This window comes from Streptomyces sp. NPDC006314 (genome assembly GCF_040613075.1).
GTDB lineage: Bacteria > Actinomycetota > Actinomycetes > Streptomycetales > Streptomycetaceae > Streptomyces.
Genome location: NZ_JBEXRL010000003.1, coordinates 182,309 through 208,905, shown reverse-complemented (window position 1 = coordinate 208,905; position 26,597 = coordinate 182,309). Strand labels below are relative to the sequence as shown.

At 70.2% G+C, this 26,597-nt stretch carries 19 protein-coding genes, 1 pseudogene and 1 riboswitch; of the genes and pseudogenes, 9 read left to right on the top strand and 11 right to left on the bottom strand.

What is annotated here, in order from left to right; genetic code table 11:
- Positions 1 to 104 precede the first annotated feature (104 nt).
- The gene (locus tag ABZ079_RS06615; protein WP_356938583.1) at positions 105 to 1,607 is read right to left on the bottom strand and encodes a YibE/F family protein; all 1,503 of its coding nucleotides are present in this window, start codon (positions 1,605 to 1,607) and stop codon (positions 105 to 107) included.
- Positions 1,608 to 1,687: 80 nt separating this feature from the next.
- Positions 1,688 to 1,865, top strand: a riboswitch (TPP riboswitch).
- Between ABZ079_RS06615 and thiC the strand changes: the two genes are divergently transcribed.
- Together thiC and ABZ079_RS06605 are read left to right on the top strand one after the other, a co-directional pair.
- Positions 1,858 to 3,642, top strand: coding sequence for a phosphomethylpyrimidine synthase ThiC (gene thiC, locus ABZ079_RS06610; RefSeq protein ID WP_356938299.1), 1,785 nt, complete (start codon positions 1,858 to 1,860; stop codon positions 3,640 to 3,642). It overlaps the preceding riboswitch by 8 nt.
- A 113-nt stretch (positions 3,643 to 3,755) precedes the next feature.
- The gene (locus tag ABZ079_RS06605) at positions 3,756 to 4,859 is read left to right on the top strand and encodes a hypothetical protein (protein ID WP_356938298.1); all 1,104 of its coding nucleotides are present in this window, start codon (positions 3,756 to 3,758) and stop codon (positions 4,857 to 4,859) included.
- A 62-nt stretch (positions 4,860 to 4,921) separates the two neighbouring features.
- Here ABZ079_RS06605 and ABZ079_RS06600 read toward each other — a convergent pair whose 3' ends face one another.
- From ABZ079_RS06600 to ABZ079_RS06590, 3 genes are all read right to left on the bottom strand, one after another.
- Positions 4,922 to 5,785, bottom strand: a complete 864-nt coding sequence (locus tag ABZ079_RS06600) for a hypothetical protein (protein ID WP_356938297.1) — start codon at positions 5,783 to 5,785, stop codon at positions 4,922 to 4,924.
- Positions 5,786 to 5,966: 181 nt separating this feature from the next.
- The gene (locus tag ABZ079_RS06595; protein ID WP_356938296.1) at positions 5,967 to 7,046 is read right to left on the bottom strand and encodes a metallophosphoesterase; all 1,080 of its coding nucleotides are present in this window, start codon (positions 7,044 to 7,046) and stop codon (positions 5,967 to 5,969) included.
- 287 nt (positions 7,047 to 7,333) lie between these two features.
- A complete protein-coding gene (locus ABZ079_RS06590) occupies positions 7,334 to 8,446 on the bottom strand; it encodes a LacI family DNA-binding transcriptional regulator (protein ID WP_356938295.1) in 1,113 nt (370 codons plus the stop codon).
- A gap of 424 nt (positions 8,447 to 8,870) precedes the next feature.
- Here ABZ079_RS06590 and hisC point away from each other — a divergent pair, with 424 nt between their 5' ends.
- Positions 8,871 to 9,950, top strand: a complete 1,080-nt coding sequence (gene hisC / locus ABZ079_RS06585) for a histidinol-phosphate transaminase (protein WP_356938294.1) — start codon at positions 8,871 to 8,873, stop codon at positions 9,948 to 9,950.
- Positions 9,951 to 9,963: 13 nt separating this feature from the next.
- Here hisC and ABZ079_RS06580 read toward each other — a convergent pair.
- Positions 9,964 to 10,379: pseudogene (locus ABZ079_RS06580) on the bottom strand (cyclophilin-like family protein).
- Between the two features lie 210 nt (positions 10,380 to 10,589).
- Between ABZ079_RS06580 and ABZ079_RS06575 the strand changes: the two are divergent.
- The 3 genes from ABZ079_RS06575 to cydD are packed head-to-tail and all read left to right on the top strand — an operon-like array spanning position 10,590 to position 16,789.
- Positions 10,590 to 12,098: a cytochrome ubiquinol oxidase subunit I gene (locus ABZ079_RS06575; RefSeq protein ID WP_356938293.1), complete on the top strand. Its 1,509-nt coding sequence runs from the start codon at positions 10,590 to 10,592 to the stop codon at positions 12,096 to 12,098.
- A gap of 15 nt (positions 12,099 to 12,113) precedes the next feature.
- Positions 12,114 to 13,133 (top strand): cytochrome d ubiquinol oxidase subunit II, encoded by a 1,020-nt coding sequence (cydB, locus tag ABZ079_RS06570; RefSeq protein WP_356938292.1) that lies wholly within the window; start codon positions 12,114 to 12,116, stop codon positions 13,131 to 13,133.
- Between the two features lie 59 nt (positions 13,134 to 13,192).
- A complete protein-coding gene (gene cydD, locus ABZ079_RS06565; protein WP_356938291.1) occupies positions 13,193 to 16,789 on the top strand; it encodes a thiol reductant ABC exporter subunit CydD in 3,597 nt (1,198 codons plus the stop codon).
- Between the two features lie 116 nt (positions 16,790 to 16,905).
- On the opposite strand, the gene ABZ079_RS06560 is transcribed toward cydD, so the two are convergent.
- From ABZ079_RS06560 to ABZ079_RS06535, 6 genes are all read right to left on the bottom strand, one after another.
- Complete coding sequence (locus ABZ079_RS06560) at positions 16,906 to 17,793, bottom strand: Cof-type HAD-IIB family hydrolase (RefSeq protein WP_356938290.1); 888 nt, start codon at positions 17,791 to 17,793, stop codon at positions 16,906 to 16,908.
- 85 nt (positions 17,794 to 17,878) lie between these two features.
- On the bottom strand, positions 17,879 to 18,781 hold the full coding sequence (locus ABZ079_RS06555; RefSeq protein ID WP_356938289.1) for an LLM class flavin-dependent oxidoreductase: 903 nt from the start codon (positions 18,779 to 18,781) through the stop codon (positions 17,879 to 17,881).
- Positions 18,782 to 19,130: 349 nt separating this feature from the next.
- On the bottom strand, positions 19,131 to 19,679 hold the full coding sequence (locus ABZ079_RS06550; protein ID WP_356938288.1) for an RNA 2'-phosphotransferase: 549 nt from the start codon (positions 19,677 to 19,679) through the stop codon (positions 19,131 to 19,133).
- 121 nt (positions 19,680 to 19,800) lie between these two features.
- Positions 19,801 to 20,748 carry a MerR family transcriptional regulator gene (locus ABZ079_RS06545; protein ID WP_356938287.1) on the bottom strand — a complete coding sequence of 316 codons (948 nt, stop codon included), beginning with the start codon at positions 20,746 to 20,748 and terminating at the stop codon, positions 19,801 to 19,803.
- 239 nt (positions 20,749 to 20,987) lie between these two features.
- Positions 20,988 to 22,742, bottom strand: coding sequence for an SDR family oxidoreductase (locus tag ABZ079_RS06540; RefSeq protein WP_356938286.1), 1,755 nt, complete (start codon positions 22,740 to 22,742; stop codon positions 20,988 to 20,990).
- Positions 22,739 to 23,581 (bottom strand): M24 family metallopeptidase, encoded by an 843-nt coding sequence (locus tag ABZ079_RS06535; protein ID WP_356938285.1) that lies wholly within the window; start codon positions 23,579 to 23,581, stop codon positions 22,739 to 22,741. Before ABZ079_RS06535 ends, ABZ079_RS06540 begins: the two co-directional genes overlap by 4 nt.
- A 238-nt stretch (positions 23,582 to 23,819) precedes the next feature.
- Between ABZ079_RS06535 and ABZ079_RS06530 the strand changes: the two genes are divergently transcribed.
- The 3 genes from ABZ079_RS06530 to ABZ079_RS06520 are packed head-to-tail and all read left to right on the top strand — an operon-like array spanning position 23,820 to position 26,588.
- A complete protein-coding gene (locus ABZ079_RS06530; protein WP_356938582.1) occupies positions 23,820 to 24,785 on the top strand; it encodes an ABC transporter ATP-binding protein in 966 nt (321 codons plus the stop codon).
- Positions 24,775 to 25,680 carry an ABC transporter permease gene (locus ABZ079_RS06525; RefSeq protein ID WP_356938284.1) on the top strand — a complete coding sequence of 302 codons (906 nt, stop codon included), beginning with the start codon at positions 24,775 to 24,777 and terminating at the stop codon, positions 25,678 to 25,680. Before ABZ079_RS06530 ends, ABZ079_RS06525 begins: the two co-directional genes overlap by 11 nt.
- Positions 25,677 to 26,588, top strand: coding sequence for an ABC transporter ATP-binding protein (locus tag ABZ079_RS06520; RefSeq protein ID WP_356938283.1), 912 nt, complete (start codon positions 25,677 to 25,679; stop codon positions 26,586 to 26,588). Before ABZ079_RS06525 ends, ABZ079_RS06520 begins: the two co-directional genes overlap by 4 nt.
- The last annotated feature ends 9 nt before the right edge of the window (positions 26,589 to 26,597 follow it).

The following is a 26,597-nucleotide window of genomic DNA, read 5'->3' as shown; positions in this document are numbered from 1 at the left end:
GCGTGTGCAACGCGCAGGAACGCTTCTGCGCAAATCTGCATGGCGCGGACTCCATATAACGGTCGGCCTTGCCCGGTCCGCAGGACACGGCCGGCCGTGCCGGCTCACCGCTTGCGGCGGCGGCCCCGGCCGGCGCGGGCCGGAAGGCGCTGTACTCCGGTGGCTGCCGGGGCACCCGGTCCGGGCCGGTCGGCCGACACCACCAGCGCGGCGAGCGCGGTGGTGACCGGGACCGCGGCGACCAGACCGATCGATCCCACCAGCGTGCGTACGATCTCCTCGGCCACCAGCTCACTGTTGGCCACGGTCCCCACGCTGCTCTGCGCGATCGAGAACAGGAGCAGCAACGGCAGTGCGGCACCGGCGTAAGCGAGGACGAGCGTGTTGACGACTGACGCGATGTGGTCACGGCCGATGCGTATGCCCGCCCGGTACAGCCCGCGCCAGCCCATCGACGGATTGGCCTCGTGCAGCTCCCAGACGGCCGACGTCTGCGTCACCGTCACATCGTCCAGGACACCGAGCGAACCGATGATGACACCGGCCAGCAGCAGACCACTCATGTCGATCGACGGATACAGGCCGTGGATCAGACCGGTGTTGTCGTCCGTGTTTCCGGTGAGGGCGGCCCAGTCGATGAACTCCGAGCCGAGGATGCCGATCAGCAGGAGGGAGACCAACGTGCCGAGCACCGCGACGGACGTACGGGCCGACAGCCCATGGCACATGTAGAGCGCGATGAGCATGATCGCACTCGACCCGACGACGGCTACCAGCAGCGGATTCGAACCCTGCAGGATCGCGGGCAGGATGAACAGCGTCAGCACCAGGAAGCTCACGGCCAGCGCGATCAGCGCCATGACCCCGCGCAGCCGGCCCACCACGACGACCGCGAGCGCGAAGATTCCCGCGAGCAGCGCCATGGGGAACTTCCGGTTCACATCGGTCACCGAGTACTGCAGGTCCTTGGGCGCCGAGGGCTCGTAGGCGACCACGACCTTCTCACCCTGGTGCAACTGCCGTGACTGGTCCGGCTGCACGATCTCGGTGAACGTACGGCCCTTGTCCTTGCCGGTCTCGACCCGGATGGTCGCCTTCTTGCAGGTACCCCCCGCTTCCTGCACCGCCGAGTTGCCCTCGGCGGTGGAGGTGTCACTGGTCGGAGTCCCGCCGGAGGCGTTCACCGACTTGCAGCTCACCTCGACGACCCTGGTGACCGTGGCCTGCTGAGTCTGCCGGTCGAAGCCGACGCCGGTGCGCTTGTGCGAGGGGGCACCCCCGGGCCAGAGCACCACCAGACCGACCAGGACCGCCGCGGTGAACGGGACCAGGATCGCCGCGATGACCTTCCGCAGGTGCTGGGAGACGGGCGCGGCGGGACCGTGGCTGTGACCGTGCGAGTGCCCGTGCCCGTGCCCGTGCCCGTGCCCGTCGTCTCCGCCGGATCCCGTCGGGCCGGGTGCGCTGCCCCCGCCGGAGCCGTTCCCCTGGCCGTGTCCGGCGCCCGGCGCACGGCCGTCGTGGGCGCGTTCACCGCCCTGTCCGCCGCCTGGCCCTGAAGCGTCTCGGCGGCCCGGGTCGGGCGCCTGGTACGGGTACTGCTCCATCCTGGTCACCGCCCGATCATCGCAAGAACGGCAGAGGCCCACTGTTCACCGCGCCACAAATGACGCTAGCGTGGAGGCACCTTTGCACACGCGGGAGCTCGGAGCACCGGGCTGAGAGGGCGCTGACCTCCGTATACGCGATGTTTCACGTGGAACGAGCGCTGTTCCACAGGGAACGTCGGCAGACGGGAATCGCTGCGTCGACCGCCGAACCTGTTACCGGGTAATGCCGGCGTAGGGAGTAGGTCTCATGACCAACAAGGACGCACGCACGCCTGCCTCCGTCCAGGACGAGAAGTCCCAGGAGGCCGGGAAGTCCATCGGCTGGCACAAGGCGTACGTCGAGGGCTCGCGCCCTGACCTGCGCGTGCCGGTCCGTCAGGTGCACCTCACCAACGGGCAGTCGGTCACGCTGTACGACACCTCAGGCCCGTACACCGATCCACTCGTCGACACGGACGTCCGCAGGGGCCTGCCACCGCTGCGGGAGAACTGGATCATCGCCCGCGGTGACACCGAGGAGTACGCGGGCCGTCCTGTCCGTCCCGAGGACGACGGGATCAAGCACACAGCGCCGCGCGGCGGGCTGCGGAACCTGGACGCGGTCTTCCCCGGACGCCCGCGCCAGCCGCGGCGGGGTCGCGGCGGCGAGGCGGTGACACAGCTCGCATACGCGCGCCGGGGCGACATCACGCCGGAGATGGAGTACGTGGCCATCCGGGAGAACGTGTCGCCGGAAGTGGTCCGCGAGGAGATCGCGGCGGGTCGGGCGGTGCTGCCGGCCAACGTCAACCACCCGGAGATCGAGCCGATGATCATCGGCAAGCGGTTCCTGGTGAAGGTGAACGCCAACATCGGCAACTCCGCGGTGACCTCCTCCATCGAGGAGGAGGTCGAGAAGATGACCTGGGCGACCCGCTGGGGCGCCGACACGGTCATGGATCTCTCCACCGGCCGGAACATCCACACCACCCGCGAGTGGGTACTGCGCAACTCCCCCGTACCCATCGGCACGGTGCCGCTCTACCAGGCCCTGGAGAAGGTCGACGGCAAGGCCGAGGAACTCACCTGGGAGATCTACAAGGACACCGTCATCGAGCAGGCCGAGCAGGGCGTGGACTACATGACCGTTCACGCCGGCGTGCGCCTCGCGTATGTTCCGCTGACGGCCCACCGCAAGACCGGCATCGTCTCCCGCGGCGGATCGATCATGGCCGCGTGGTGCCTGGCACACCACAAGGAGTCGTTCCTGTACGAGAACTTCGAGGAGCTGTGCGAGATCCTCGCCGCCTACGACGTCACGTACTCGCTGGGCGATGGCCTGCGGCCGGGCTCGATCGCGGACGCCAACGACGAGGCGCAGTTCGCGGAGTTGCGCACGCTCGGGGAACTCAACCGGATCGCCAAGCGTTTCAACGTACAGACCATGATCGAGGGCCCGGGACATGTCCCGATGCACAAGATCAAGGAGAACATCGACCTTCAGCAGGAGATCTGCGATGAAGCTCCGTTCTATACGCTCGGCCCGCTGACCACGGACGTCGCGCCGGCGTACGACCACATCACCTCCGGCATCGGGGCGGCGATGATCGCCTGGTGGGGCACGGCGATGCTCTGCTATGTCACGCCCAAGGAGCACCTGGGGCTGCCCAACCGGGACGACGTCAAGACGGGTGTCATCACCTACAAGATCGCCGCGCACGCGGCCGACCTCGCCAAGGGGCATCCGGGCGCTCAGGAGTGGGACGACGCGCTGTCCGACGCGCGCTTCGAGTTCCGGTGGGAAGACCAGTTCAACCTCGCGCTGGACCCGGACACGGCACGGGAGTTCCACGACGAGACCCTCCCGGCGGAGCCCGCCAAGACGGCCCACTTCTGCTCCATGTGCGGGCCCAAGTTCTGCAGCATGAAGATCTCGCAGGACATCCGCCGGGAACACGGCGGCAGCCAGGCCGAGATCGAGGAGGGCATGGCCCAGAAGTCGAAGGAGTTCGCGGCCGCGGGCAACCGGGTGTATCTGCCGATGGCCGACTGAGAGGCGACGAGGGGGACAGGCCGAGGTGTCCGTCCCCCCCCGGGTCCCGGAAGCCGGTAACGGAAGGAGCACGACGGCGTCCGTGCGCGGACGAGATTCATAGGGTCTGCCGTGTGGGTGGGATCGATGTTGCCAACGGAGTGGCGGGCGCCGTCATCGGCATGCTGTTCGCGGTGCTGTTCCAGCAGCCTTTACAGGATGCGTGGTTCCGGCTGCGCAGACGATCGGCCAGTGCTCTGCGCGGCCTGGGCCGCCGGGAGGAGTCGGGACCGGCCTGGCGCACGTTCTCGCTGGGCCCCCTGCACACATCTGCGCTGATCGTGGAGGGCGACGGTGAGACCACGATCCCGCCGGAGAGAGTCTTCGTCCACGTACTCGACGACGAGGTGCGGCTGCCGGCGGGCATGGAACCGTGGCGGGAGGAGATAGCGGTCGAGAGTGAACGGCTGCGCGCCGAGGGGCGCACGCCCTTGTGGAACGGACCGCGCTACGCGGTCGAGTCGTTCGACATCTCCCGCACCGCGCTCGACGAGACCCCGGAGGTGCATCTGCGGCTGCGGCCGACCGACTACTACACCTTCCTGGCCGCCCAGCAACTCGACCGTCGGCTGCCTGACGGTACGACCCCCCGGTCGCGCTACCTGGATCCCGAACAGCCCCTTGTGGCGCCGGCGTTCCTGCAGTGCAGCTTCGCCGTCAACGTCGCCGTGGTCACCGCCGACGACATGCTCGTGGTGAGCCGTCGCAGCGAGCGGGTGCGGATGGCGCCCGGGGTGTGGAACTCCTCGGTGAACGAGGGGCTGTCCCGGCACATCGATTCGTCGGGCAGGAGCGCACCGGACCTCCATGCGGTGTGCCGCCGGGGCATGCGGGAAGAACTGGCCCTGGAGCCCCACGAGTACACCCTCGAGCTCCTGGCCTTCGTCCTGGACGTCGACAGACGCCACTGGAGCGGCCACTACTTCGCCCGGCTGAAGGAACTGCGCAGTACGGACATCCAGGCGAGGATGAGCAGGGGCGTGGCGGACCGCTGGGAGCACCAGACGATCGACTATGTGCCCTTCCGCCCCGCTTCGGTGGTCAGATACCTGCTGCGGGACGACCGCGTCCACCGCTGGGCGCCGCTGGCACCGGCGTTGTTCCACCTTGCGTTGGTGCACGTGTACAGCCGCACGTCCGTGGAGCGTGTCGAAGCGCAGGCGGTCCGGCGGCTGTAAGTGAGCCGCGCCGCTCGCGACCGGGTGCCGCCGCGGGCGGACCCCGGTCGAGGCGGGTGTTCTCACTCCGGCTGGTGTTCGGGGCCGCCGAAGTCCGGGCTTGTGTAGTCGGGGCTGCTGAAGCTCGGGCGGCCGGAGACGGGGCCGTCGTCGGGGCTGCTGAAGCCGGGGCGGTCGTAGCCCAGGCGCGGCATGCGGCCGGTCGGGGCGGGCGGGGTCGTGCGGTGCAGTGCCGTCGGCCCGGGGTCGGCGAGGGCCTCCCGCAGGAACGGCAGGATGCCTCGCTCCAGCAGGGCGTCCCGCCAGGCCTCCCTGGCTCTCGTCAGCTGTTCGTGCGCCGCGTCCTGTGCCTGGGCTTCCGCCGAGTTGCTGTTGCGCAGAGCGGTGAGCAGCAGCCCGACGGCGGCGATGAGGATCGCGGCAGCGGTCATGGCGCCGAACACCCAGCCGGTGGTGAGCAGGGTCCGGGCGAAGGCCTGTTCGGGGTTGAGCATCTTCAGGATGTAGCCGACGAGCAGGAAGATCATCGCCGCGGTTCCGGACAGGAGGGGAGCCAGCACGGCGATGACCGCGATGGCGCCCGCTCCGGTGGTCTCGGCGGCCTCGCCGAGGGTTGCGGCGAGTCCCGCCGTGGCCGAGGCAGGGTCCGTGGTGGCGGAGTCGCCGGTGGCCGAAGGCGCGGACAGCGCCGGGTGGCGCAAATCCTGGCGGACCTGCACGTAGTGCTGGTACTCGGCCGCCGCGGCCGCGGTGATCAGGGCGGTGGCGTTGAGCGCCATGGTGCGCAGTTGCTCGGGGTTGAGCCGCTGTCCGACAGCGGCCAGTTCCGGTCGGTGTGGCGCGGAGCGCAGCGCCTCATCGAGGAGCCGCTCGAATTCCTGGCGGTCCTCGCTCTGCAGGTACTGCGGAACGCTGTTCATGTGCATCCCCCGATGCTCCGTAGGGCTTGGGGCTCGCACGCCGGCGAGCCGTCGGGCAGAAACGGAGGGGAGCCTGCTACGGATAAGCCGATGGTAGAGCCGTGGCGGCACACGGTGACAGGGGATTGCCGGAAATTGCGTTCCGGTCTGCGTGTACGTCGCCGGGGCGCGTCCGCCCGCGGAACGGTCAGTTGTCCAGGGGCAGTTGCTGGACCAGCAGTTTCCCGTCCATGGTCACGCCGCCGTCCATGGCGATGGCGAGCCCGTCGGCGTAGACGTGCGGGCCCTCGACGACCGGGCCGCCGCTCTCCTCGCCGTCCTCGGAGCCGACCTCGCCCAGGAGATAGGGGATGGGGCTGTGGCCGTGAACGACCCGGGTACCGCCGTACGTATCGAGGAGGGAGCGTACGGCGTCGGCGCCGCCCTCGTCGCGGAAGGAGAACCGCTTGGTGAACTTGCGGAACAGATCCCAGACCTCGTCGGCGTCGTTGCGGGTCAGGGCCTCGCGGACGGTGTCGTTGACCGCCTCGATCGAGTCGCCGTAGTCGAGGTAGGCGGTGGTGTCGGAGTGGAGGAGCAGATAGCCGTCGACCTCCTCGACGGCGTCCAGGCGGGCCATCCACTGCAGGTGGTGGTCCTGGAGGCGGTCCATGTCGGTCTTCTGGCCGCCATTGAGCAGCCAGGCCGCCTGGAAGGTGGCGGTGCCCGCGCCGGAGTTGACGGGGGTGTCGCCGAACCGCTTGGCGCCGAGCAGCAGCAGCTCGTGGTTGCCCATGAGGGCCTTGCAGTAGCCGCCGGCCGCGGCCGCCTCGGCGGACAGCCGCATCACCAGGTCGATGACCCCGATGCCGTCCGGGCCGCGGTCGGTGAAGTCGCCGAGGAACCACAGCCGGGCGGTTCCGGCGCACCACTGGCCCGAGGTGTCGATCAGCCCCTGCTCCCGCAGGGCGGCCATCAGTTCGTCGAGGTAGCCGTGGACGTCGCCGACGACGTACAGCGGTCCTGGCCCGGTCGTCGGCTGCGGCGCCGGGGCGGCGGGGGCCGGTTCGACAGGGACCTGGAGGGTGTCGCCGCGGTTGATGACGGGCAGGTCGCGCTGGGTGGGCGTGTAGCCCTCGGGGTACGCCTCGTCGTCGGGCGGGACGGTGTCGCCCGGGTGGACGCCACGAACGTACGGACCGGTCTCATGGACGTACGCAGGCACCCGGAAGTCGCGCAGTGTCGCCGTCCGCTCCACCTCGGGTCCCTGACCGGCCCCCTGAGTCATCAGACCCCTCCACCATCGCGCCGCATCTGCACCGCTTCGGACTGCCTGGTCGCAGCGGTCCGCGGTGTCGTGGGCCCATCATAGGAATGCGCGTCGCGCCGTGTGATGACCCAGGGGTGGTGAATCGGAACAAGACTCCGGTTCCTCGCGGCTTTCGCCCCGTTTGGGCAGGTGTTCGGTCCGCTGTCGGCCGATCGCAGGGTGTTTGCCGGCCCCCGGGTCCCGGCCCCGCCGCCGGACACCGGTTCGCTTCCTGAGCACACCCGCGGAGCACTACCCCTCGGACGTCACTTCTCGTCCGGTGTCCGCGGCGGACTGACCGTCGTGCGCGGGGGGCGCCGCTGCGAGGAGGTGCGCACGATCAGCTCGGTCGGTATCACCTGCTCGACCGGCTGGTCCGACTCGACGCCCTCGATGGCGTCGATGAGCAGCTGCACTACGGCGGTGCCGATGCGGCGCGGCTTCAGGGAGAGCGTGGTGATGGGCGGCTCGGTGCTGGCGTACACCGTGGACTCGCTGCAGCACACCAGCAGCAGGTCGTCGGGGACGCGGAGTCCGTAGCGGCGGGCGGCGGCGAGCAGGTCGGTGCCGTTCGGGTCGAACAGGCCGTAGACGGCGTCGGGCCGGTCGGGGCGGGCGAGCAGCCGGTCGGCGGCGACGGCGCCCGCGCACGGGTCGTGCGCCGGGTAGGCCTCGTAGACCGGGTCCTGGCCGACGCGCTCGCACCAGCGCAGATAGGCGGTGGTCGACAGGTGTGTGTACGTGTCCGTCGTCGTGCCGGTGAGCAGACCGATGCGGCGGGCGCCGGCGGCGGCGAGATGGTCGAGGATGCCGAGTACGGCGGCTTCGTGGTCGTTGTCGACCCAGGCGGTGACCGGGAGCGAGCCGGCCGGGCGGCCGTCGGAGACGACCGGCAGACCCTGCCGGACGAGCTCGCTGACGACCGGGTCCTGGTCGGAGGGGTCGATGACGACCGTGCCGTCCAGGGCGACGTTGGACCACACGTCGTGGCGGGATGTCGCGGGCAGGATGACGAGGGCGTAGCCGCGGGCGAGCGCGGCCGAGGTGGCGGCCCGGGCCATCTCGGCGAAGTACGCGAACTCCGTGAAGGTGAAAGGTTCATCCCCGTACGTCGTCACGGTCAGGCCGATCAGCCCCGACTTGCCGGTACGGAGGGTGCGGGCGGCGGCCGAGGGGCGGTACCCCAGCCGGTCGGCGACCTCGCGGACATGGCGCCGGGTGGCATCCGGGAGCCGGCCCTTGCCGTTGAGGGCGTCGGAGACGGTCGTGATGGAGACTCCGGCGGCGGCGGCCACGTCTCTGATGCCCGCCCGGCCCGGCCGGCTGCCTCGACGTGAGGTTTCCGCGCGGCTCACCTGGTGCTTCCCTGCTGCTGTCATGGCGAGCCGATAGTAGGGCTCATGCGGTGGGGTAGTGCGGACGCATATGCACGCCCTGACAGGCACGTTTCTGCATGATCATACGGCGCCAACTGCCTTAGAAAATAAGGAAGTTGAACACTTCAACGCTGGGACCTGACTTGTCGACGCGTATGGACCTGCCAAGTGCCCGATGTCTCGAAGAGGTCTCAACTCACCTTCACGGGGGATGCGCGCCACGGCGCAAGCTACCGGCGCATAGATATATGTACGGCGCGCCCCCGAAAGGTGCGCCTTCGTACTGTGATGCCCTTGATGCCAGTGGGATGGACGAGGTTTTCGTCCGTCCCGCACCTGTACGCAGCGGCGCCGAATCCTCATAAGGTGAGGAGTATTGGAAGCCGGCGGCGCAGACGGTCCGCCGGTGGTCGCGAGGAGGACTGCGGTGAGCGAGACGAGCCCCAAGCTGCGCGCCGAGCTGGAGGGTATCCCCACCTACAAGCCGGGCAAGCCCGCCGCAGCCGGCGGGCCGGTCGCCTACAAGCTGTCCTCCAACGAGAACCCGTATCCGCCGCTGCCCGGTGTGATGGAGACCGTGACCGCGGCGGCCTGTAACTTCAACCGCTACCCGGACATGGCCTGCAGCGGACTGATGGAGGAGCTGTCCGAGCGTTTCGGCGTACCGCTCTCCCACCTGGCCACCGGAACCGGCTCGGTGGGTGTCGCGCAGCAGCTGATCCAGGCCACCAGCGGACCCGGTGACGAGGTGATCTACGCCTGGCGGTCCTTCGAGGCGTACCCGATCATCACGCAGATCAGCGGTGCCCGGTCGGTGCAGGTTCCGCTCACGCCGGGCGATGTGCACGACCTGGACGCGATGGCGGACGCGATCACCGACCGGACACGTCTGATCTTCGTCTGCAACCCCAACAACCCGACCGGCACGGTGGTGCGGCGGGCCGAGCTGGAGCGGTTCCTCGACCGGGTGCCCAGTGACGTACTGGTGGTGCTGGATGAGGCCTATCGGGAGTTCATCCGCGACCTCGAGGTGCCCGACGGCGTCGAGCTGTACCGGGAGCGGCCCAATGTCTGTGTGCTGCGGACCTTCTCCAAGGCGTACGGGCTCGCGGGGCTGCGCGTCGGTTTCGCGATCGCCCATGAGCCGGTGGCGGCGGCGCTGCGCAAGACGGTGGTGCCGTTCGGGGTGAGCCAGCTCGCGCAGGACGCGGCGGTCGCCTCGCTGCGGGCCGAGGACGAGCTGCTGGGCCGGGTCGGCTCTTTGGTGTGCGAGCGCACGCGCGTGGCCGACGCGCTGCGTGCGCAGGGCTGGACGGTGCCGGAGACACAGGCCAATTTCGTGTGGCTGCGGCTGGGAGAGCGTACGGTCGCGTTCGCGCAGGCCTGTGAGGAACACGGTGTGGTGGTCCGGCCGTTCCCGGGCGAGGGTGTGCGGGTGACAGTCGGGGAGACCGAGGCGAACGACATCTTCCTGAAGGTGGCGGAGGCGTTCCGCAAGGAGTTCTAGTCCGGCGGTAGCGCTAGTCGTCGATCAGTTCCACACGGATGGGGTCGCCGTCTCGGGCGGTCGCCAGGATGCCGGCGTCCCCATCCAGGCTTCCGAGGATGTTGCACGGGCTCGCGAGGCGCCATTCTCCCCCAAACCTTGTTCGGCGCCCCCAGCCCCAAGAGATCGGGGTGGGGTTGTAGGGGAGGGCGAGCGCGTCGCCGTCCGGTCCAGAAGACCACCGTGCCCGGCTCCACAACCTGCCGGGCGTCCGTTTCACGTGAAACACAGACTCCTGTGTCGAAATACCCTCCTCGCCCCTTGCGCGCGGTGGAGGTGAGCGGCAGTGCCTTGGTGACGGCCTGAGCCCCAAGACCGTGGCGGGGTTCGGTGTGTCCCCGTCGAGGGTCGCGGTGACGTCCCCACGGGCCATGAAACACGTATCTGCAGGGCGCGCGATTCAACAAGACGTTGAAGTCGCTGCCAAGGTCTTGTCGCGAGGACCAAGGCGGGACCCCCCTTCGATTGTCGAAAATCAGTGCGTCATAATGGCTTGTGAATGTGAACGCGTTCACAAGCGTGGGCCCGGTTGCTCCTGTATGCGTGCAGCAAAAGGGGCAAACCGCCGCTGTGGCACGGCGCAGTAAGGAGAGTGACTACGTGGACCTGGCTCTGGCGCCGGAGACGCTGGCGCGCTGGCAGTTCGGCATCACCACCGTCTACCACTTCCTGTTCGTTCCGCTGACGATCTCCCTGGCCGCCCTCACGGCCGGGCTGCAGACGGCCTGGGTGCGCACGGAGAAGGAGAAGTGCCTCAGGGCGACGAAGTTCTGGGGCAAGCTCTTCCTGATCAACATCGCGATGGGCGTCGTCACCGGCATCGTGCAGGAGTTCCAGTTCGGCATGAACTGGTCCGACTACTCGCGCTTCGTCGGGGACATCTTCGGTGCCCCGCTCGCCTTCGAGGCCCTGATCGCGTTCTTCTTCGAGTCCACCTTCATCGGCCTGTGGATCTTCGGCTGGGACAAGCTGCCCAAGAAGATCCACCTGGCCTGCATCTGGATGGTGTCGATCGGCACGATCCTGTCGGCCTACTTCATCCTCGCGGCCAACTCCTGGATGCAGCACCCGGTCGGCTATCAGATCGACAAGGCGAAGGGGCGTGCCGAGCTGACCGACTTCTGGGCCGTGCTGACCCAGAACACCGCGCTCAGCCAGGCCTTCCACACCCTTTCGGCGGCCTTCCTGACCGGCGGTGCCTTCATGGTGGGCATCGCCGCCTTCCACCTGGCCCGCAAGAAGCACATCCGGGAGATGAAGACCTCGCTGCGGCTCGGTCTGATCACCGTCGTCATCGCCGGTCTGTTCACCGCCGTCAGCGGCGACGTGCTCGGCAAGGTGATGTTCAAGCAGCAGCCGATGAAGATGGCGGCCGCCGAGGCGCTGTGGGACGGTCAGCAGCCGGCGCCGTTCTCGATCTTCGCCTACGGTGACGTGGAGAAGGGCCACAACAGCGTCGCGATCGAGATCCCGGGGCTGCTGTCCTTCCTCGCCGACGACAACTTCACCTCGTATGTCCCCGGCATCAACGACGTGAACAAGGCCGAGCAGCAGAAGTTCGGCCCGGGCGACTACCGGCCCAACATTCCGGTCGCCTTCTGGGGCTTCCGCTGGATGATCGGCTTCGGCATGGCCTCCTTCGCGATCGGCCTGGCCGGACTCTGGCTGACCCGCAAGAAGTTCATGCTGCCGCAGCATCTGCGGGTCGGCGACGACGAGGTGCCGCACCTGGTGCTGTTCAAGAACAAGGCGCTCAGCCCTGAGCTCACCACCTGGTACTGGCGTATCGCGGTCTGGACCCTGGCCTTCCCGCTGATCGCCAACTCCTGGGGCTGGATCTTCACCGAGATGGGCCGCCAGCCGTGGGTCGTCTACGGCGTGCTGCAGACCCGGGACGCGGTCTCCCCCGGTGTCTCCCAGGGCGAGGTCCTCATCTCGATGATCGTCTTCACCGCGCTGTACGCGATCCTCGCCGTGGTCGAGGTCAGGCTGCTCGCGAAGTACGTCAAGGCCGGCCCGCCCGAGCTGACCGAGGCCGACCTCAACCCGCCCACGAAGATCGGCGGCGACACCCGTGACGCCGACAAGCCGATGGCCTTCTCGTACTAGGCCGAGGGAACAGTCATGGAACTTCACGACGTCTGGTTCGTCCTGATCGCCGTCCTGTGGACCGGCTACTTCTTCCTGGAGGGCTTCGACTTCGGGGTCGGCATCCTCACCAAGCTGCTGGCCCGCAACCGGCCCGAGCGCCGGGTGCTGATCAACACCATCGGGCCCGTCTGGGACGGCAATGAAGTGTGGCTGCTCACGGCGGGCGGCGCGACCTTCGCCGCCTTCCCGGAGTGGTACGCCACGCTCTTCTCCGGCTTCTACCTGCCCCTGCTACTCATCCTGGTCTGCCTGATCGTCCGCGGTGTCGCCTTCGAGTACCGGGCGAAGAGGCCGGAGGAGAACTGGCAGCGCAACTGGGAGACGGCGATCTTCTGGACTTCGCTGCTCCCGGCGTTCCTGTGGGGCGTGGCCTTCGGGAACATCGTGTGGGGCGTGAAGATCGACCAGCGCTTCGAGTACGTCGGCGACGTCTGGGACCTGCTCAACCCCTACGCCCTGCTCGGCGGCCTGGTGACGCTCACGTTGTTCACCTTCCACGGAGCGGTGTTCACCGCCCTCAAGACCGTCGGGGACATCCGGGCCCGGGCCCGGAGGCTGGCCCTGGGGGTCGGCCTCGTCGCGGCCGTCGTGGCGCTCGCCTTCCTGCTGTGGACGCAGGCCCACAGCGGTGACGGAAAGAGTCTGGTGGCCCTGATCGTGGCGGTCGCCGCCCTGGGGGCCGCTCTCGTCGCCAACCAGCTCGGGCGTGAGGGATGGGCGTTCGCGCTGTCCGGTGTCACCATCGTGGCGGCCGTGGCGATGCTCTTCCTGTCGCTCTTCCCGAACGTCATGCCGTCCACGCTCAACGGGGACTGGAGCCTGACGGTCACCAACGCCTCGTCGAGCCCCTACACCCTGAAGATCATGACCTGGTGTGCGGCGATCGCCACACCGATCGTCCTGCTCTACCAGGGCTGGACCTACTGGGTGTTCCGCAAGCGGATCGGCACGCAGCACATCGCGCCTGACGCTGCTGCCGGCGCCGCGCACTGAGTCCGCCGAGGGTGTGTTTCACGTGAAACACACCCTCTGGACCGAAGGGCACGTTTCCCGTGAAACCAATCGATCCACGCCTTCTGCGGTACGCCCGGGCCACCCGCCTCTTTCTCATGGCGGTCATCGGTCTGGGTGCCGCCGGCGCTGGGCTCGTCATCGCCCAGGCGATGCTCATCGCCGAGGTCGTCGTCGGCGCGTTCCAGCAGGGGCAGCCGGTCGCCGAACTGCGCACCCCACTGCTGCTGTTGGCTGCCGTGGCCGTGGGACGATCGGTTGTCGCATGGCTCACCGAACTCGCCGCCCACCGGGCGAGCGCGGCGGTGAAATCGGAGCTGCGGGGGCGGCTCCTCGACCGTGCGGCTGCGCTTGGGCCCGGATGGTTGAGCGGGCAGCGGACCGGCTCGCTGGTCACCCTGGCTACACGCGGCGTGGACACACTGGACGACTACTTCTCGCGTTATCTGCCGCAGTTGGGGCTTGCGGTGGTCGTCCCGGTGGCGGTGCTGGCGCGGATCGTCACCGAGGACTGGGTGTCGGCGGCGATCATCGTCGGCACCCTGCCGCTCATCCCGCTCTTCATGATGCTGATCGGCTGGGCGACCCAGTCCCGGATGGACCGTCAGTGGCGGTTGCTGTCGCGGCTGTCCGGCCACTTCCTGGATGTCGTCGCGGGCCTGCCCACGCTGAAGGTGTTCGGCAGGGCCAAGGCGCAGGCCGAGTCCATCCGCCGGGTCACCGATGAGTACCGCCAGGCCACCCTGCGCACCTTGCGGATCGCCTTCCTCTCCTCCTTCGCGCTTGAACTGCTCGCCACGCTGTCGGTCGCGCTGGTCGCCGTGTCGATCGGCATGCGGCTCGTCCACGGCGACATGGACCTCACCATCGGCCTCGTGATCCTGGTGCTGGCGCCCGAGGCCTATCTGCCGCTGCGGCAGGTGGGCGCGCAGTACCACGCGGCGGCCGAGGGGCTCGCCGCCGCGGAGGAGATCTTCACCGTGCTGGAGACGCCGGTCCCGGCCTCAGGCACCGGCGCGGTACCCGCGGGTGCGGTGGCCTTCGAAGGAGTCACCGTCCGCTACCCCGGCCGCTCGGCGGACGCGGTGACCGATGTGTCCTTCAGTGTCGCGCCGGGCGAGACCGTGGCGCTGGTCGGGCCGAGCGGGGTGGGCAAGTCGACGCTGCTGGACGTGCTGCTGGGGTTCGTACGGCCCGCCGAGGGCCGGGTGCGGGTCGGGGGAACCGATCTCGCCGGCCTCGACCTGGTGGAGTGGCGGTCCCGGATCGCGTGGGTACCGCAGCGGCCACACCTGTACGCCGGAACCATCGCGGAGAACGTGCGGCTGGCCCGGCCCGACGCGGACGGGAGTGCCGTCCGCCGGGCACTGCGGGATGCGGGCGCGCTGGAGTTCGTGGACCTACTGCCCGACGGGGCCGACACGATGCTCGGGGAGGACGGGGCCGGTCTGTCGGCCGGACAGCGGCAGCGGCTCGCCCTCGCCCGCGCCTTTCTCGCGGACCGGCCGGTGCTGCTGCTCGACGAGCCGACGGCCGCGCTGGACGGGGCGACGGAGGCAGAGGTCGTAGCGGCGGTGCGGCGGCTCGCGGTGGGTCGTACGGTGCTGCTGGTGGTGCATCGGCCCGCTCTGCTGGAGGTGGCGGACCGGGTGGTGCGCCTGGAGAGCGCGGAGTCGGTGGGGCACCCGGGGGATGCTCGGCCTGCCAGGGGTCTCCGCCCCCGCCCACCCGCCACCCGACCCGGTCGGACGGAAGGCGGGTCGGAGGGGGTTGGGGCTGGTCGGCCGGGAAGTGAGCCGGAGGGCGTTGCGGGCGGCCGGCCGGGGCAGGAGCCGCAGGGGGTGGGAGCCGGTCAGCCGGGGAGGGCAGGGCAGGGCCCGGTGGGGTGCCGGAGTGTGCTCGCTCGGGTCCGGACGCTTGCCGGCCCCCGGCGCGGGCGGCTCGTCCTCGCGCTGTTGCTCGGCTGTCTGGCGCTCGGCAGTGCCGTCGGCCTGATGGCCACCTCCGGCTGGCTCATCTCGCGGGCCTCGCAGCAGCCGCCGGTGCTGTATCTGATGGTGGCCGTGACGGCGACGCGGGCCTTCGGGATCGGGCGGGCCGTCTTCCGGTACGCCGAACGGCTGGTGTCGCACGACGCCGTGCTGCGCATGCTGGCCGACACCCGGGTCGCGGTCTACCGCCGCCTGGAACGCCTCGCACCCGCCGGACTGCGTACCGCCCGCCGCGGGGATCTGCTCACCCGGCTGGTCGCGGACGTGGACGCGTTGCAGGACTACTGGCTGCGCTGGCTGCTGCCCGCCGGTGTCGCCGTGGCCGTCTCCGCCGGCTCGGTCGGCTTCACGGCCTGGCTGCTGCCCGAGGCCGGTGCCGCTCTGGCGGCCGGCCTCCTGGCGGCCGGCGCCGGCGTGCCGCTGGTGACCGCGACCGCGGCCCGGCGGGCCGAGCGGCGCCTGGCACCCGCCCGAGGAGCACTCGCGACCCGGGTGACCGACCTGCTCACCGGCACCGCCGAACTGACCGTCGCCGGTGCACTGACCGCCCGCGCGGACGCGGCCCGGCGGGTCGACGGCACCCTCACCCGCATCGCCTCGCGCGCCGCAGCCGTCACCGCGCTCGGCGACGGGCTCACCGCACTGGTCTCCGGCCTCACCGTCACGGCCAGCGCACTGCTCGGCGCCCAGGCGGTGGCGGCCGGCCGGCTCGGCGGCGTGGCGATGGCGGTGGTCGTCCTGACCCCGCTGGCCGCCTTCGAGGCCGTACTGGGGCTGCCGCTGGCCGTCCGATACCGCCAGCGGGTGCGGCAGAGTGCGGAGCGCGTGCACGAGGTCCTGGACGCCCCGGATCCCGTACGCGAGCCCGAGCGGCCCGGGCAGGCGCCCGGCTCGCCGTTCCCGCTGGTGGTCAAGCAGCTGACCGCGCGGTACGAGGGGCAGCGACGCGCGGCTCTGGCCGGCTTCGACCTCACCTTGCAGCAGGGGCGCCGGGTCGCCGTGGTCGGGGCGTCCGGTGCCGGCAAAACGACCCTGGCCCAGGTGCTGCTGCGCCTCCTCGACCCCCAGACGGGCTCGTACACGCTCGCCGGTGCGGACGCGTGCGCGTTGGCCGGTGACGACGTACGGCGGCTCGTCGGGCTCTGTGCGCAGGACGCGCACCTCTTCGACAGTTCCGTGCGCGAGAACCTGTTGCTGGCCCGCAAGGAAGCCACCGAGGCCGATCTGCGCGGGGCGCTGGCCCGGGCTCGGCTGCTGGACTGGGTGGAGGGACTGCCCGACGGGCTGGACACGCTCGTGGGCGAGCACGGTGCCCGGCTGTCCGGTGGACAGCGGCAGCGGCTGGCGTTGGCCCGAGCACTGCTGGCCGACTTTCCGGTCCTGGTGCTCGACGAGCCCGCCGAGCACCTGGACCTGGCGACGGCCGACGCGCTGACCGCCGATCTGCTGGCTGCCACGCAGGGGCGTACGACGCTGCTCATCACCCATCGGCTGGCCGGTCTGGACGCCGTCGACGAGGTGCTCGTGCTCGATGCCGGCCGGGTGGTCCAGCGGGGTCCCTACGCCGAGCTGGTCGCGGTGGACGGGCCGCTGCGGGCGATGGCGCGGCGTGAGGCGGAGGCGGAGTCGCTCGTGGGGGTGCGGTGACGCCGCCTGGGTGACGGCCGCCCAGGCCCACCCGGGCACGGGAGGTTCCGCGGGCGCTCGGTTTTCCCGGACAGAAAGGACTGATCAGTCTCAGCCGTACCGGAAACCGCGGTGGTCTAGCCGCGGGCCGCGAGTAGGTGCTCGATCACGACCGCCACGCCGTCCTCGTTGTTCGCGACCGTACAGCCCGATGCGGCGGCGATGACGTCCGGGTGGGCGTTGCCCATCGCGTACGACCGGCCGGCCCAGGTCAGCATCTCGACGTCGTTGGGCATGTCACCGAAGGCCACGACCTCCTCGTGCGAGATGCCGCGTTCGGCGCAGCACAGGGCGAGGGTGCTGGCCTTGGAGACGCCGGGGCCGCTGATCTCCAGCAGGGCGCTGGGGCTGGAGCGGGTGACGTTGGCGTGGTCGCCGATCGCCAGACGGGCGAGGGTGAGGAAGGCGTCGGGGTCGAGGGTGGGGTGGTAGGCGAGGATCTTGAGCACGGGCTGGTCGGCGGCCGGGCCGTCGGGCGCGAGGAGTTTCTCGGCGGGCAGGAGATTGTCGGGTATCTCCATGTGCAGCTTGGGATAGTCCGGCTCCTGGTGGAAGCCGTACGTCTGCTCGACCGCGAACACCGTGCCGGGTGCCGCATCGCGCAGCAGCCGTACGGCGTCCAGGGCGTTCTCCCGGGCCAGCTCGCGCACCTTGACGAAGCGGTGGGCACCCGGGCCGCCGTGCAGGTCGACCACGGCGGCGCCGTTGCCGCAGATGGCCAGGCCGTGGCCGTGGACGTGATCGCTGACGACGTCCATCCAGCGGGCCGGGCGGCCGGTGACGAAGAAGACCTCGATGCCCGCCTCCTCGGCGGCGGCCAGTGCGGCGACCGTCCGGGGGGAGACCGACTTGTCGTCACGCAGCAAAGTGCCGTCGAGGTCGGTGGCGATCAGCCGCGCGGGTGTGGCGGCGGCAGGGGTCCCGGGCTGTCTGGTCGCTGAGGTCACCCGGTCATTCTCGCGCATATGCCCGAACGGCCGTGCGGCACTCCGCCCAGATGAGACACAGATGACGCTCCTTGCACCGGGAAATGGCTGACTCCCTTGTGTGTCAGCCCAGCTGTGCGGTGGTCTCCATGGCGATCTGTTCGAAGACCTTGTGGTCCGCGGCGAAGTCGGAGTCCGGGATGGGCCAGTGGATCACGATCTCGGTGAAGCCCAGCTCCTGGTGCCGGCCGGCGAAGTCCACGAAGGCGTCCAGTGAGTCAAGCGGTCGGCTGCGGTCCGGGGTGAAGCCGGTGAGCAGGATCTTGTGCAGGTCCGCGACGTCCCGCCCGGCGGCCGCGCACGCCTCGGACAGCTTGCCGACCTGCCCGCGCAGGGCCTCGACGGACTGCTCCGGCGTACCGGTCTCGTACAGCTTCGGGTCGCCGGTGGTCACCCACGCCTGGCCGTACCGCGCGGCGAGCTCGAGGCCGCGCGGGCCGGTGGCCGCCACCGCGAACGGCAGCCGGGGCCGCTGCACGCAGCCCGGGATGTTCCGCGCCTCGTGCGCCGAGTAGAACCGGCCCTCGTGCGACACCGCGTCCTCGGTGAGCAGCCGGTCGAGCAGCGGCACGAACTCGGCGAACCGGTCGGCGCGCTCTCGTGGGCTCCACGGCTCCTGGCCGAGGGCGGTCGCGTCGAATCCGGTGCCGCCGGCGCCGATGCCCAGGGTGACCCGGCCGCCGGAGATGTCGTCGAGGGAGATCAGCTCCTTGGCGAGGGTCACCGGGTGCCGGAAGTTGGGCGAGGTCACCAGCGTGCCGAGGCGCAGCCGGTCGGTGACGGCCGCGGCGGCGGTCAGGGTCGGGATCGCACCGAACCACGGGCCGTCACGGAAGCTGCGCCAGGACAGGTGGTCGTAGCTGTACGCGGTGTGGAAGCCGAGCTCCTCGGCCCGCATCCAGGCCGAACGGCCGCCTTCGCTCCAGCGGCGGTACGGGAGGATCACGGTGCTCAGACGCAGACTCATGCGCCCGAGCGTAAGCGGCCCACCGACGGCGAGCGAAACGGTCACCGTTTGCGGTTGCTCGGCCACGGGCTGATCGGGATCCTCGGGATGTGCTCCTTGTGTGCGCGCGGTCGCCGGCAGCGGGACGGCCAGACGGTAACCGGGCGGGAGGCGGCGCATCGTGACGTGGCGGGGCCCTCGAAGACGGAGCGGAGGAAGGCGGGGGTGTCGGCGCGGGATACCGGGGCATTCGACGTCCTCGACCGTGATCAGCGCGTCGCGCGGGCGGTGACGGCGGCCTGGACGGCCGGCAGGTGCGCGGGCACGTGGTCCATACCGGCGATCACGACCCGCAGGTCCGCGCCCGATGTCAACGGGGACCAGGGAACCGCAGGTAGCACGGCGGTACGGCCTGGGTCAGCCAGACTCCGTTGGCGCTGATGTGGAACACGTGGCCGTCGCGGTGCATGGCGCCGGCGTCGACGGTGAGCACCACGGGTCGGCCACGGCGGGCACCTACACGGGTGGCGGTCTCCCGGTCGGCCGAGAGGTGGACGGCGTGCCGGTTCATGGGCTTGAGGCCCTCGGCCCGGATCACGTCCAGGTTGCGGGCGACGGTTCCGTGGTAGAGGTACGGAGGCGGGGTCGCGGGGGGCAGGCCGAGGTCGACCTCGATGCTGTGGCCCTGACTGGCACGAATTCTGGTGCCCTCGATCACGAAGCGCTGCTTGTCGTTGGCGGCCACCACGTGGTCCAGTTCCTCGCGGGTGAACCGGAATCCGTGGGCGCTGGCCGCGGCGATCAGCGTGTCGATCTCCACCCAGCCGCCCTGGTCCGGCGTGAGGCCGATGCGCTCCGGTTGGTGGCGCAGGTGTCTGGAGAGGTACTTCGACACCCTGACGGTACGTCTTTCATCCATGGGTCCAGCGTGCGGCAGAGACGTGGATCACGCAGGTTGTTTTCGTTCGTAGGTTTGATCCACAAACAAGTGCGGTTATCCACAGGCGACTTGACGAATGTGTGGACAACCAGGCCTCGTTTCACGGTGCTTCGTCAACTCTGACTGTAGTGACGCCGGGTGCGGCCAGATGGTCCAATCGCCGTGCCCGTAGTTCACGTTCGGCCGCCAGCGCGATGAACTCGGCAGCGTGCTCCCGGCCGACGAGCCTCTCCACGGCGTCGATCGTTTCCGCGGGGAGGGGGACGACTCGGGCGTCCGGGCGCGCTTGCGTGGGCTTCCCGGAGCCCAGATGGGCCCGGAGGTGGCGTGTGGCGAACACGCGCATGGCGCGCGCCAGTTCGGCGTCCACGGCGTGCTGGGCGAGAGGGCGCAGCCGACGTACGAGCGAGGCGGCTTCTGCCGCGTGTGCGTCCGTGCGGTGCTCGGGAGCGTCCAGGTAGTGGGCGAAGACGTACTCGGTGGTGAACTCCAGGAAACGGGCGGCGATGTGCTCGACCTGTCCTCTCAACTCCCGCAGGTGACTCGAGATCGCGGTCAGTGGAACCCCTGCGGCGTGCAACTCGGCGGCCACGGACAGTTCTTGGGGACTCGGTACGAGGAAGGTGTCGGGGTCGCCGTCGACCCTCTCCAGTACACCGAGTTCGATCGCCTCCGCCACGGCGTCCTCGTCGGGCACGCCACCGAAGCGGGCGTTCAGTTCGGCGCGGGTGAGGCGGTCGGGCTGCTCGTCCGTCCAGGGGCCCTCCACCTCGGTGACCAGGCCGAGGACACCGCCCAGGCCGCGGCCGGTGTCCCAGGCGTCCAGCAGTTCCTTGATCGAGGCGAGCGTGTAGCCGCGGTCGAGGAGGTGGGCGATCTGCTGGAGCCGGGTGACGTGGGCCTGTGAGTAGAGGTTGGCCCGGCCTTGGCGTTCGGGGCGGGGGAGGAGGCCGCGGTCCTGGTAGGCGCGGATGGTCCTTACGGTGGTGCGGGTGCGGTGGGCCAGGTCTTCGATGCGGTAGGTGTTCCGGGCCGGGGGGTCGGGCATGCTCGGTGTCCTTGGCTGGTGGGCGAGGGGGGCGGGAGGCGGGCCGCTTGCCCGCGCCTGCTTTGCCTGGGGACGGGCGCCGCCCCAGCGGTACGACCGCCCGCAGCCACCGCAGGTGCGGTGCCGCCGCTGCGCTCGTTCGCCGAAGCTCCCAGGGTGCGGGGAACGGCGCGACATGCCTCCCCGGCCCTGCTGGCGGGGAGACGGCCCCACGGACGACGGCGCAGGTCCCCTCGCGCTCACAACCTCGGTTCCACCCGCGCTATCCGCCGCAGGGTCCCCGGCAGGAAGCGGGACAGGAGGTGGGCGCCGCGGGCCTCGGGGGTCACCGGTACCACCGCCTTGTTGCGGGTCACCGCGTCCAGGATCGCCTCGGCCACCTTCTCCGGTGGGTAGTTGCGCATGCCGTACAGGCGGGCCGAGCTCTTCTGCCGGCGTCGTTCCTCGGCCGCGTCGACACCGGCGAAGCGGGCCGTGGAGGTGATGTTGGTGTTGACGAAGCCGGGGCAGATCGCGCTGACCCCGATGTCCTGGCCGGCGAGTTCGGCGCGCAGACACTCGGAGAGCATCAGCACGGCCGCCTTGGAGGTGCTGTAGGCCGGAAGGGCACGGGAGGGCTGGTACGCCGCCGCCGAAGCGATGTTGACGATGTGGCCCCCCTGCCCGCGCTCGGCCATGCGGGCTCCGAAGAGCCGGCAGCCGTGGATCACGCCCCAGAGATTCACGTCGAGGACCTTGCGCCAGTCTTCGGTCGTCGTGGCGAAGAAGGAGCCCGACAGGCCGATGCCCGCGTTGTTGACCAGCACATCCAGCACGCCGTACTCGCGGTGGACCTTCTCCGCGAGCTTCTCCATGGCCTGCTCGTCGGAGACGTCGGCCGTCTCGGCCCAGGCCTGGGGGGCGCCGATCAGCCGGGACAGCTCGGCGGTGCGGGCCGCGGCCCCGGCATCGCGGTCGACGGCCACCACGCGCGCACCGGCCTCCGCGAACGCGAACGCCGTCGCCCGTCCGATGCCGCTGCCCGCACCGTTGACCAGGACCAGCTGCCCGCCGAACCGGTCGGCATGGCGGCCGGTGGCCTTCGGCGCGGGACGGCCGCCTTCCACGGACATGACGAATTCCCCGATCCAGGCCGACAGCTGGTCGGGGCGGGTGCGCGGGATCCAGTGCTTCGCCGGGAGCGTGCGGCGGGTCAGCCGCGGCACCCACTGCCCCAGGTCGTCGTAGAGCCGCTCCGAGAGAAACGCGTCTCCCTGGGGCGTGATGAGCTGTACGGGCGCGTGGGCGTACGCGTCCGGACGCGGCCTGCGCAGCCGGGCCCGGACGTTGTCCCGGTACAGCCAGGCGCCGTGCGCCGCGTCGGTGGGCAGGGAGGTCGTCGGGTAGTCGCCGCCGGGGACCCGCTCGACCCGCTCCAGGATCTTCGGCCAGCGCTTGCCGAGCGGCCCGCGCCAGGCCAGCTCCGGCAGAACGGGCGTGTGCAGCAGGTAGACGTACCAGGACTTGGCTCCCTGCCCGAGGAGCTGCCCGATCCGGCGGGGCGTCGGACGCTTCACGCGCGCGTTGATCCAGTGCCCGAAGTGGTCCAGCGAGGGCCCGGACATGGAGGTGAAGGAGGCGATACGGCCCTCGGTGCGGCCGATGGTGACGAACTCCCAGGACTGCACCGAGCCCCAGTCGTGTCCGACGAGGTGCACCGGCCGGTCCGGGCTGACCTCGTCCACGACCGCCAGGAAGTCATCGGTGAGCTTGGCGAGCGTGAAGCCACCGCGCAGTGGCCGGGGTGCCGTGGAGCGGCCGTGGCCCCGGACGTCGTAGAGGACCACGTGGAAGCGGTCCGCCAGGCGGGCGGCGACCTCCGACCACACCTCCTTGCTGTCCGGGTAGCCGTGCACCAGTACCACCGTCGGCTGGTCCGGGTCGCCCAGCTCCGCCACGCACAGCTCGACCCCGCCGGTCCGTACCCAGCGCTCCCGCGCGTCTCGCAGTGTCACTTGTCCTCCGCCCAGCGCCGCACGTGCGGCAGATCGTCGTCCAGCCAGAACGCGCTCTCCTCGGGGTCCCGGGAGTCGGTGACCACGAGGATCTCCTCGAACTTCGCGCCCGTACCCCGGAAGCCGAGGTGCGGTTCGACGGCCCACAGGCCCGGCCGCGGCGGGTGGTCGGAGAAGCGGTACGGCGACCACAGCGGTGACCAGCCCTCGCGGTGGCCGCGCAGCGCGTCCGCGGCCAGGCCCTTCAGGGACTGTGCGCCGAATCCGAAGAGGCGGGGCGACCAGCGGCGCTGCTTCACCCGGTCGACCTTGTGGGCGATCACGCCGAAGGGGTAGGCGCGGTGCCGGTTGGCGTAGCCCTGGCTGACCATGAGCCGGTCCACGTCCTCGTAGATCTCCCGCAGCGGGCGCCGCTCGCGCACCTCGCGCACGATCAGCTCCCGGTGCGCCTCCAGGTCGGCCATCAGCCGGTCCTGTACCGGGTTGGCGCCGAGCGAGCCCGAATAGCCGATGTCCGCCGTGTAACCCTCGTACACCGGGGCCATGTCCAGGATGAACGGCATCCCGGGCGCCAGCGCGCGGTCGGTGGGGAAGAACTGCAGCGGGACGCGGAAGTTCACGAACGCCGTACGGTCCCCGAACCAGGCGAAGGGCAGATGGAACCAGTCCCGCACGCCGCGCTCGCGCAGCCACTCCCGCTGCATCCGCGCCGCCTCGCGCTCGGTCACGCCCGGCTCCAGCCGCGCCGCGACCGCCTCCGCGCATTCATAGGCGAGGCGCTGCACCCGCCTGAACCCCCGTAGCTCAACGGAGGATTCGCTGTTCACTGCCGTCGTCATGCCGCCCCGTCCCGTCGACCGCGGTACGTGTCCGTAACTTGACACTGGTGAATGTGACAGTTGTTAGAGGCGGCGTCAATAGGGGGTGAGGGCTGTGGAGGACGCACGGTGGGCGGGCCGCCGGTACCGCTCGGGCAGGGGATCCCTTAGGGCCCCGTACGACTCGAGTCTGACGCGAAGACGGCTCTGAGGTCTGACGACCGGCGTGGTCCGGATCACTACCGTCGTAGACGTGACTGTGATCGCTACCGAAAGCCTGAGCAAGCGGTTCCCCCGGGTGACCGCGCTCGACCGGCTGTCCGTGGACATCGGGCCCGGTGTGACCGGACTCGTCGGGGCCAACGGCGCCGGCAAGTCCACCCTGATCAAGATCCTGCTGGGTCTGTCCCCCGCCACGGAGGGACGCGCCGAGGTGCTCGGCCTCGACGTCGCCACCAAGGGCGCCGCCATCCGTGAGCGTGTCGGGTACATGCCGGAACACGACTGCCTGCCGCCCGACGTCTCGGCCACCGAGTTCGTCGTCCACATGGCGCGCATGTCCGGCCTGCCGCCCACCGCCGCGCGCGAGCGCACCGCGGACACCCTGCGCCACGTCGGTCTGTACGAGGAGCGCTACCGCCCCATCGGCGGCTACTCGACCGGCATGAAGCAGCGGGTGAAGCTGGCCCAGGCCCTGGTGCACGACCCGCAGCTGGTCTTCCTTGACGAGCCGACCAACGGCCTCGACCCCGTCGGCCGCGACGAGATGCTGGGCCTGATCCGCCGCATCCACACCGACTTCGGCATCTCGGTCCTGGTCACCTCCCACCTGCTCGGCGAGCTGGAACGCACCTGCGACCACGTCGTCGTCATCGACGGCGGCAAGCTGCTGCGCTCCAGCTCCACCACCGACTTCACGCAGACCACGACCACCCTCGCGATCGAGGTCACCGACAACGACACCCACCCCGACGGCACCCGCGCGGTCCGCGAGGCGCTCCACGCGCGCGGGGTCGACATCCACGCCGAGGCGGGCGGACTGCCCGGCGCCGGACACATCCTGCTGCTGACCGCCGAGGGCGAGGAGACGTACGACCTCGTCCGGGACGTGGTGGCCGACCTCGGCCTCGGGCTGGTGCGCATGGAGCAGCGCCGGCACCACATCTCCGAGGTGTTCACCAACAGCGACGAGCAGCGGAAGGAGGCCGTCGGCCATGGCGGCTGAGTATCCCCTGGCTTCGCCGACCGGCGACCAGACCCGCATCCACGACATCGGATACCGCGGCTACGACGGCCCGCGCCTCGGCCGCGCCTACGCCCGCCGCTCCCTGTACTCGCAGTCCCTGCGCGGCGCCTACGGCCTCGGCCGCTCGGCGAAGTCCAAGGTGCTGCCGATGCTGCTGTTCGCGGTGATGTGCGTGCCCGCCGCCATCATGGTGGCCGTGGCGGTCGCCACCAAGGCGCACGAACTGCCGGTGTCCTACACCCGTTACGCGATCATCATGCAGGCCGTGATCAGCCTGTACGTCGCCGCGCAGGCACCCCAGTCCGTCTCCCGCGACCTGCGCTTCAAGACCGTACCGCTGTACTTCTCGCGGCCCATCGAGACGGCCGACTACGTGCGGGCGAAGTTCGCGGCGCTCGCCTCGGCCCTGTTCCTGCTCACCGGCGTCCCGCTGCTGGTGATGTACGTGGGCTCACTGCTCGCCAAGATGGGCTTCGCCCACCAGACCAAGGAATTCGCCCAGGGACTGGTCTCCGTGGCTCTGCTCTCGCTGCTCTTCGCCGGCATCGGCCTGGTCATCGCCGCCATCACCCCGCGCCGCGGCTTCGGCATCGCCGCCGTGATCGCCGTGATGACGATCTCCTATGGCGCGGTCTCCACCCTCCAGGCCATCGCGGACGCCCAGGGCAGCAGCGGCACCGTGCCGTGGATCGGCCTGTTCTCGCCCGTCACGCTGATCGACGGCGTGCAGTCCGCCCTGCTCGGCGGCAGCTCCTCCTTCCCCGGGGCCGGCCCGTCCAGCGGCGAGGGCGTGGTGTACGTCGCCTTCGTCCTGGGCCTGATCGCGGCCTGCTACGGCCTCCTGATCCGCCGCTACCAGAAGGTGGGACTGTGACCACGCTCAGCATCGACCACGTCTCCCGCTGGTTCGGCAACGTGGTCGCCGTCAACGACATCACCATGACCATCGGCCCCGGCGTCACCGGCCTGCTCGGCCCCAACGGCGCCGGCAAGTCCACCCTGATCAACATGATGGGCGGCTTCCTCGCCCCCTCCACCGGCACGGTCACCCTCGACGGACAGCCGGTGTGGCGCAACGAGGCCATCTACCGGCACATCGGCATCGTCCCCGAACGCGAGGCGATGTACGACTTCCTCACCGGCCGCGAATTCGTCGTCGCCAACGCCGAGTTGCACGGCCTCGGGGGCAAGGCGGCACAACGCGCCCTCGCCACGGTCGAGATGGAGTATGCGCAGGACCGGCAGATCTCCACGTACTCCAAGGGCATGCGGCAGCGTGTGAAGATGGCTTCCGCGCTGGTCCACGATCCCTCGCTGCTACTGCTCGACGAGCCGTTCAACGGCATGGACCCGCGCCAGCGCATGCAACTGATGGACCTGCTGCGGAAGATGGGCGACGAGGGCCGCACGGTGCTGTTCTCCTCGCACATCCTCGAGGAGGTCGAACAGCTCGCACGGCACATCGAGGTGGTCGTCGCCGGACGGCACGCGGCCAGCGGCGACTTCCGCAGGATCCGCCGCCTGATGACCGACCGCCCGCACCGCTACCTGGTGCGCTCCAGCGACGACCGCGCCCTCGCGGCCGCGCTGATCGCCGACCCGTCCACATCCGGCATCGAGGTCGACGTCACCGAGGGCGCGCTGCGCATCCAGGCCGTCGACTTCGGCCGCTTCACGGCCCTGCTGCCGAAGGTCGCCAGGGACCACGGCATCCGGCTGCTCACGGTCTCGCCGTCCGACGAGTCCCTCGAGTCCGTCTTCTCGTACCTGGTCGCGGCGTAGGAGGCCGAA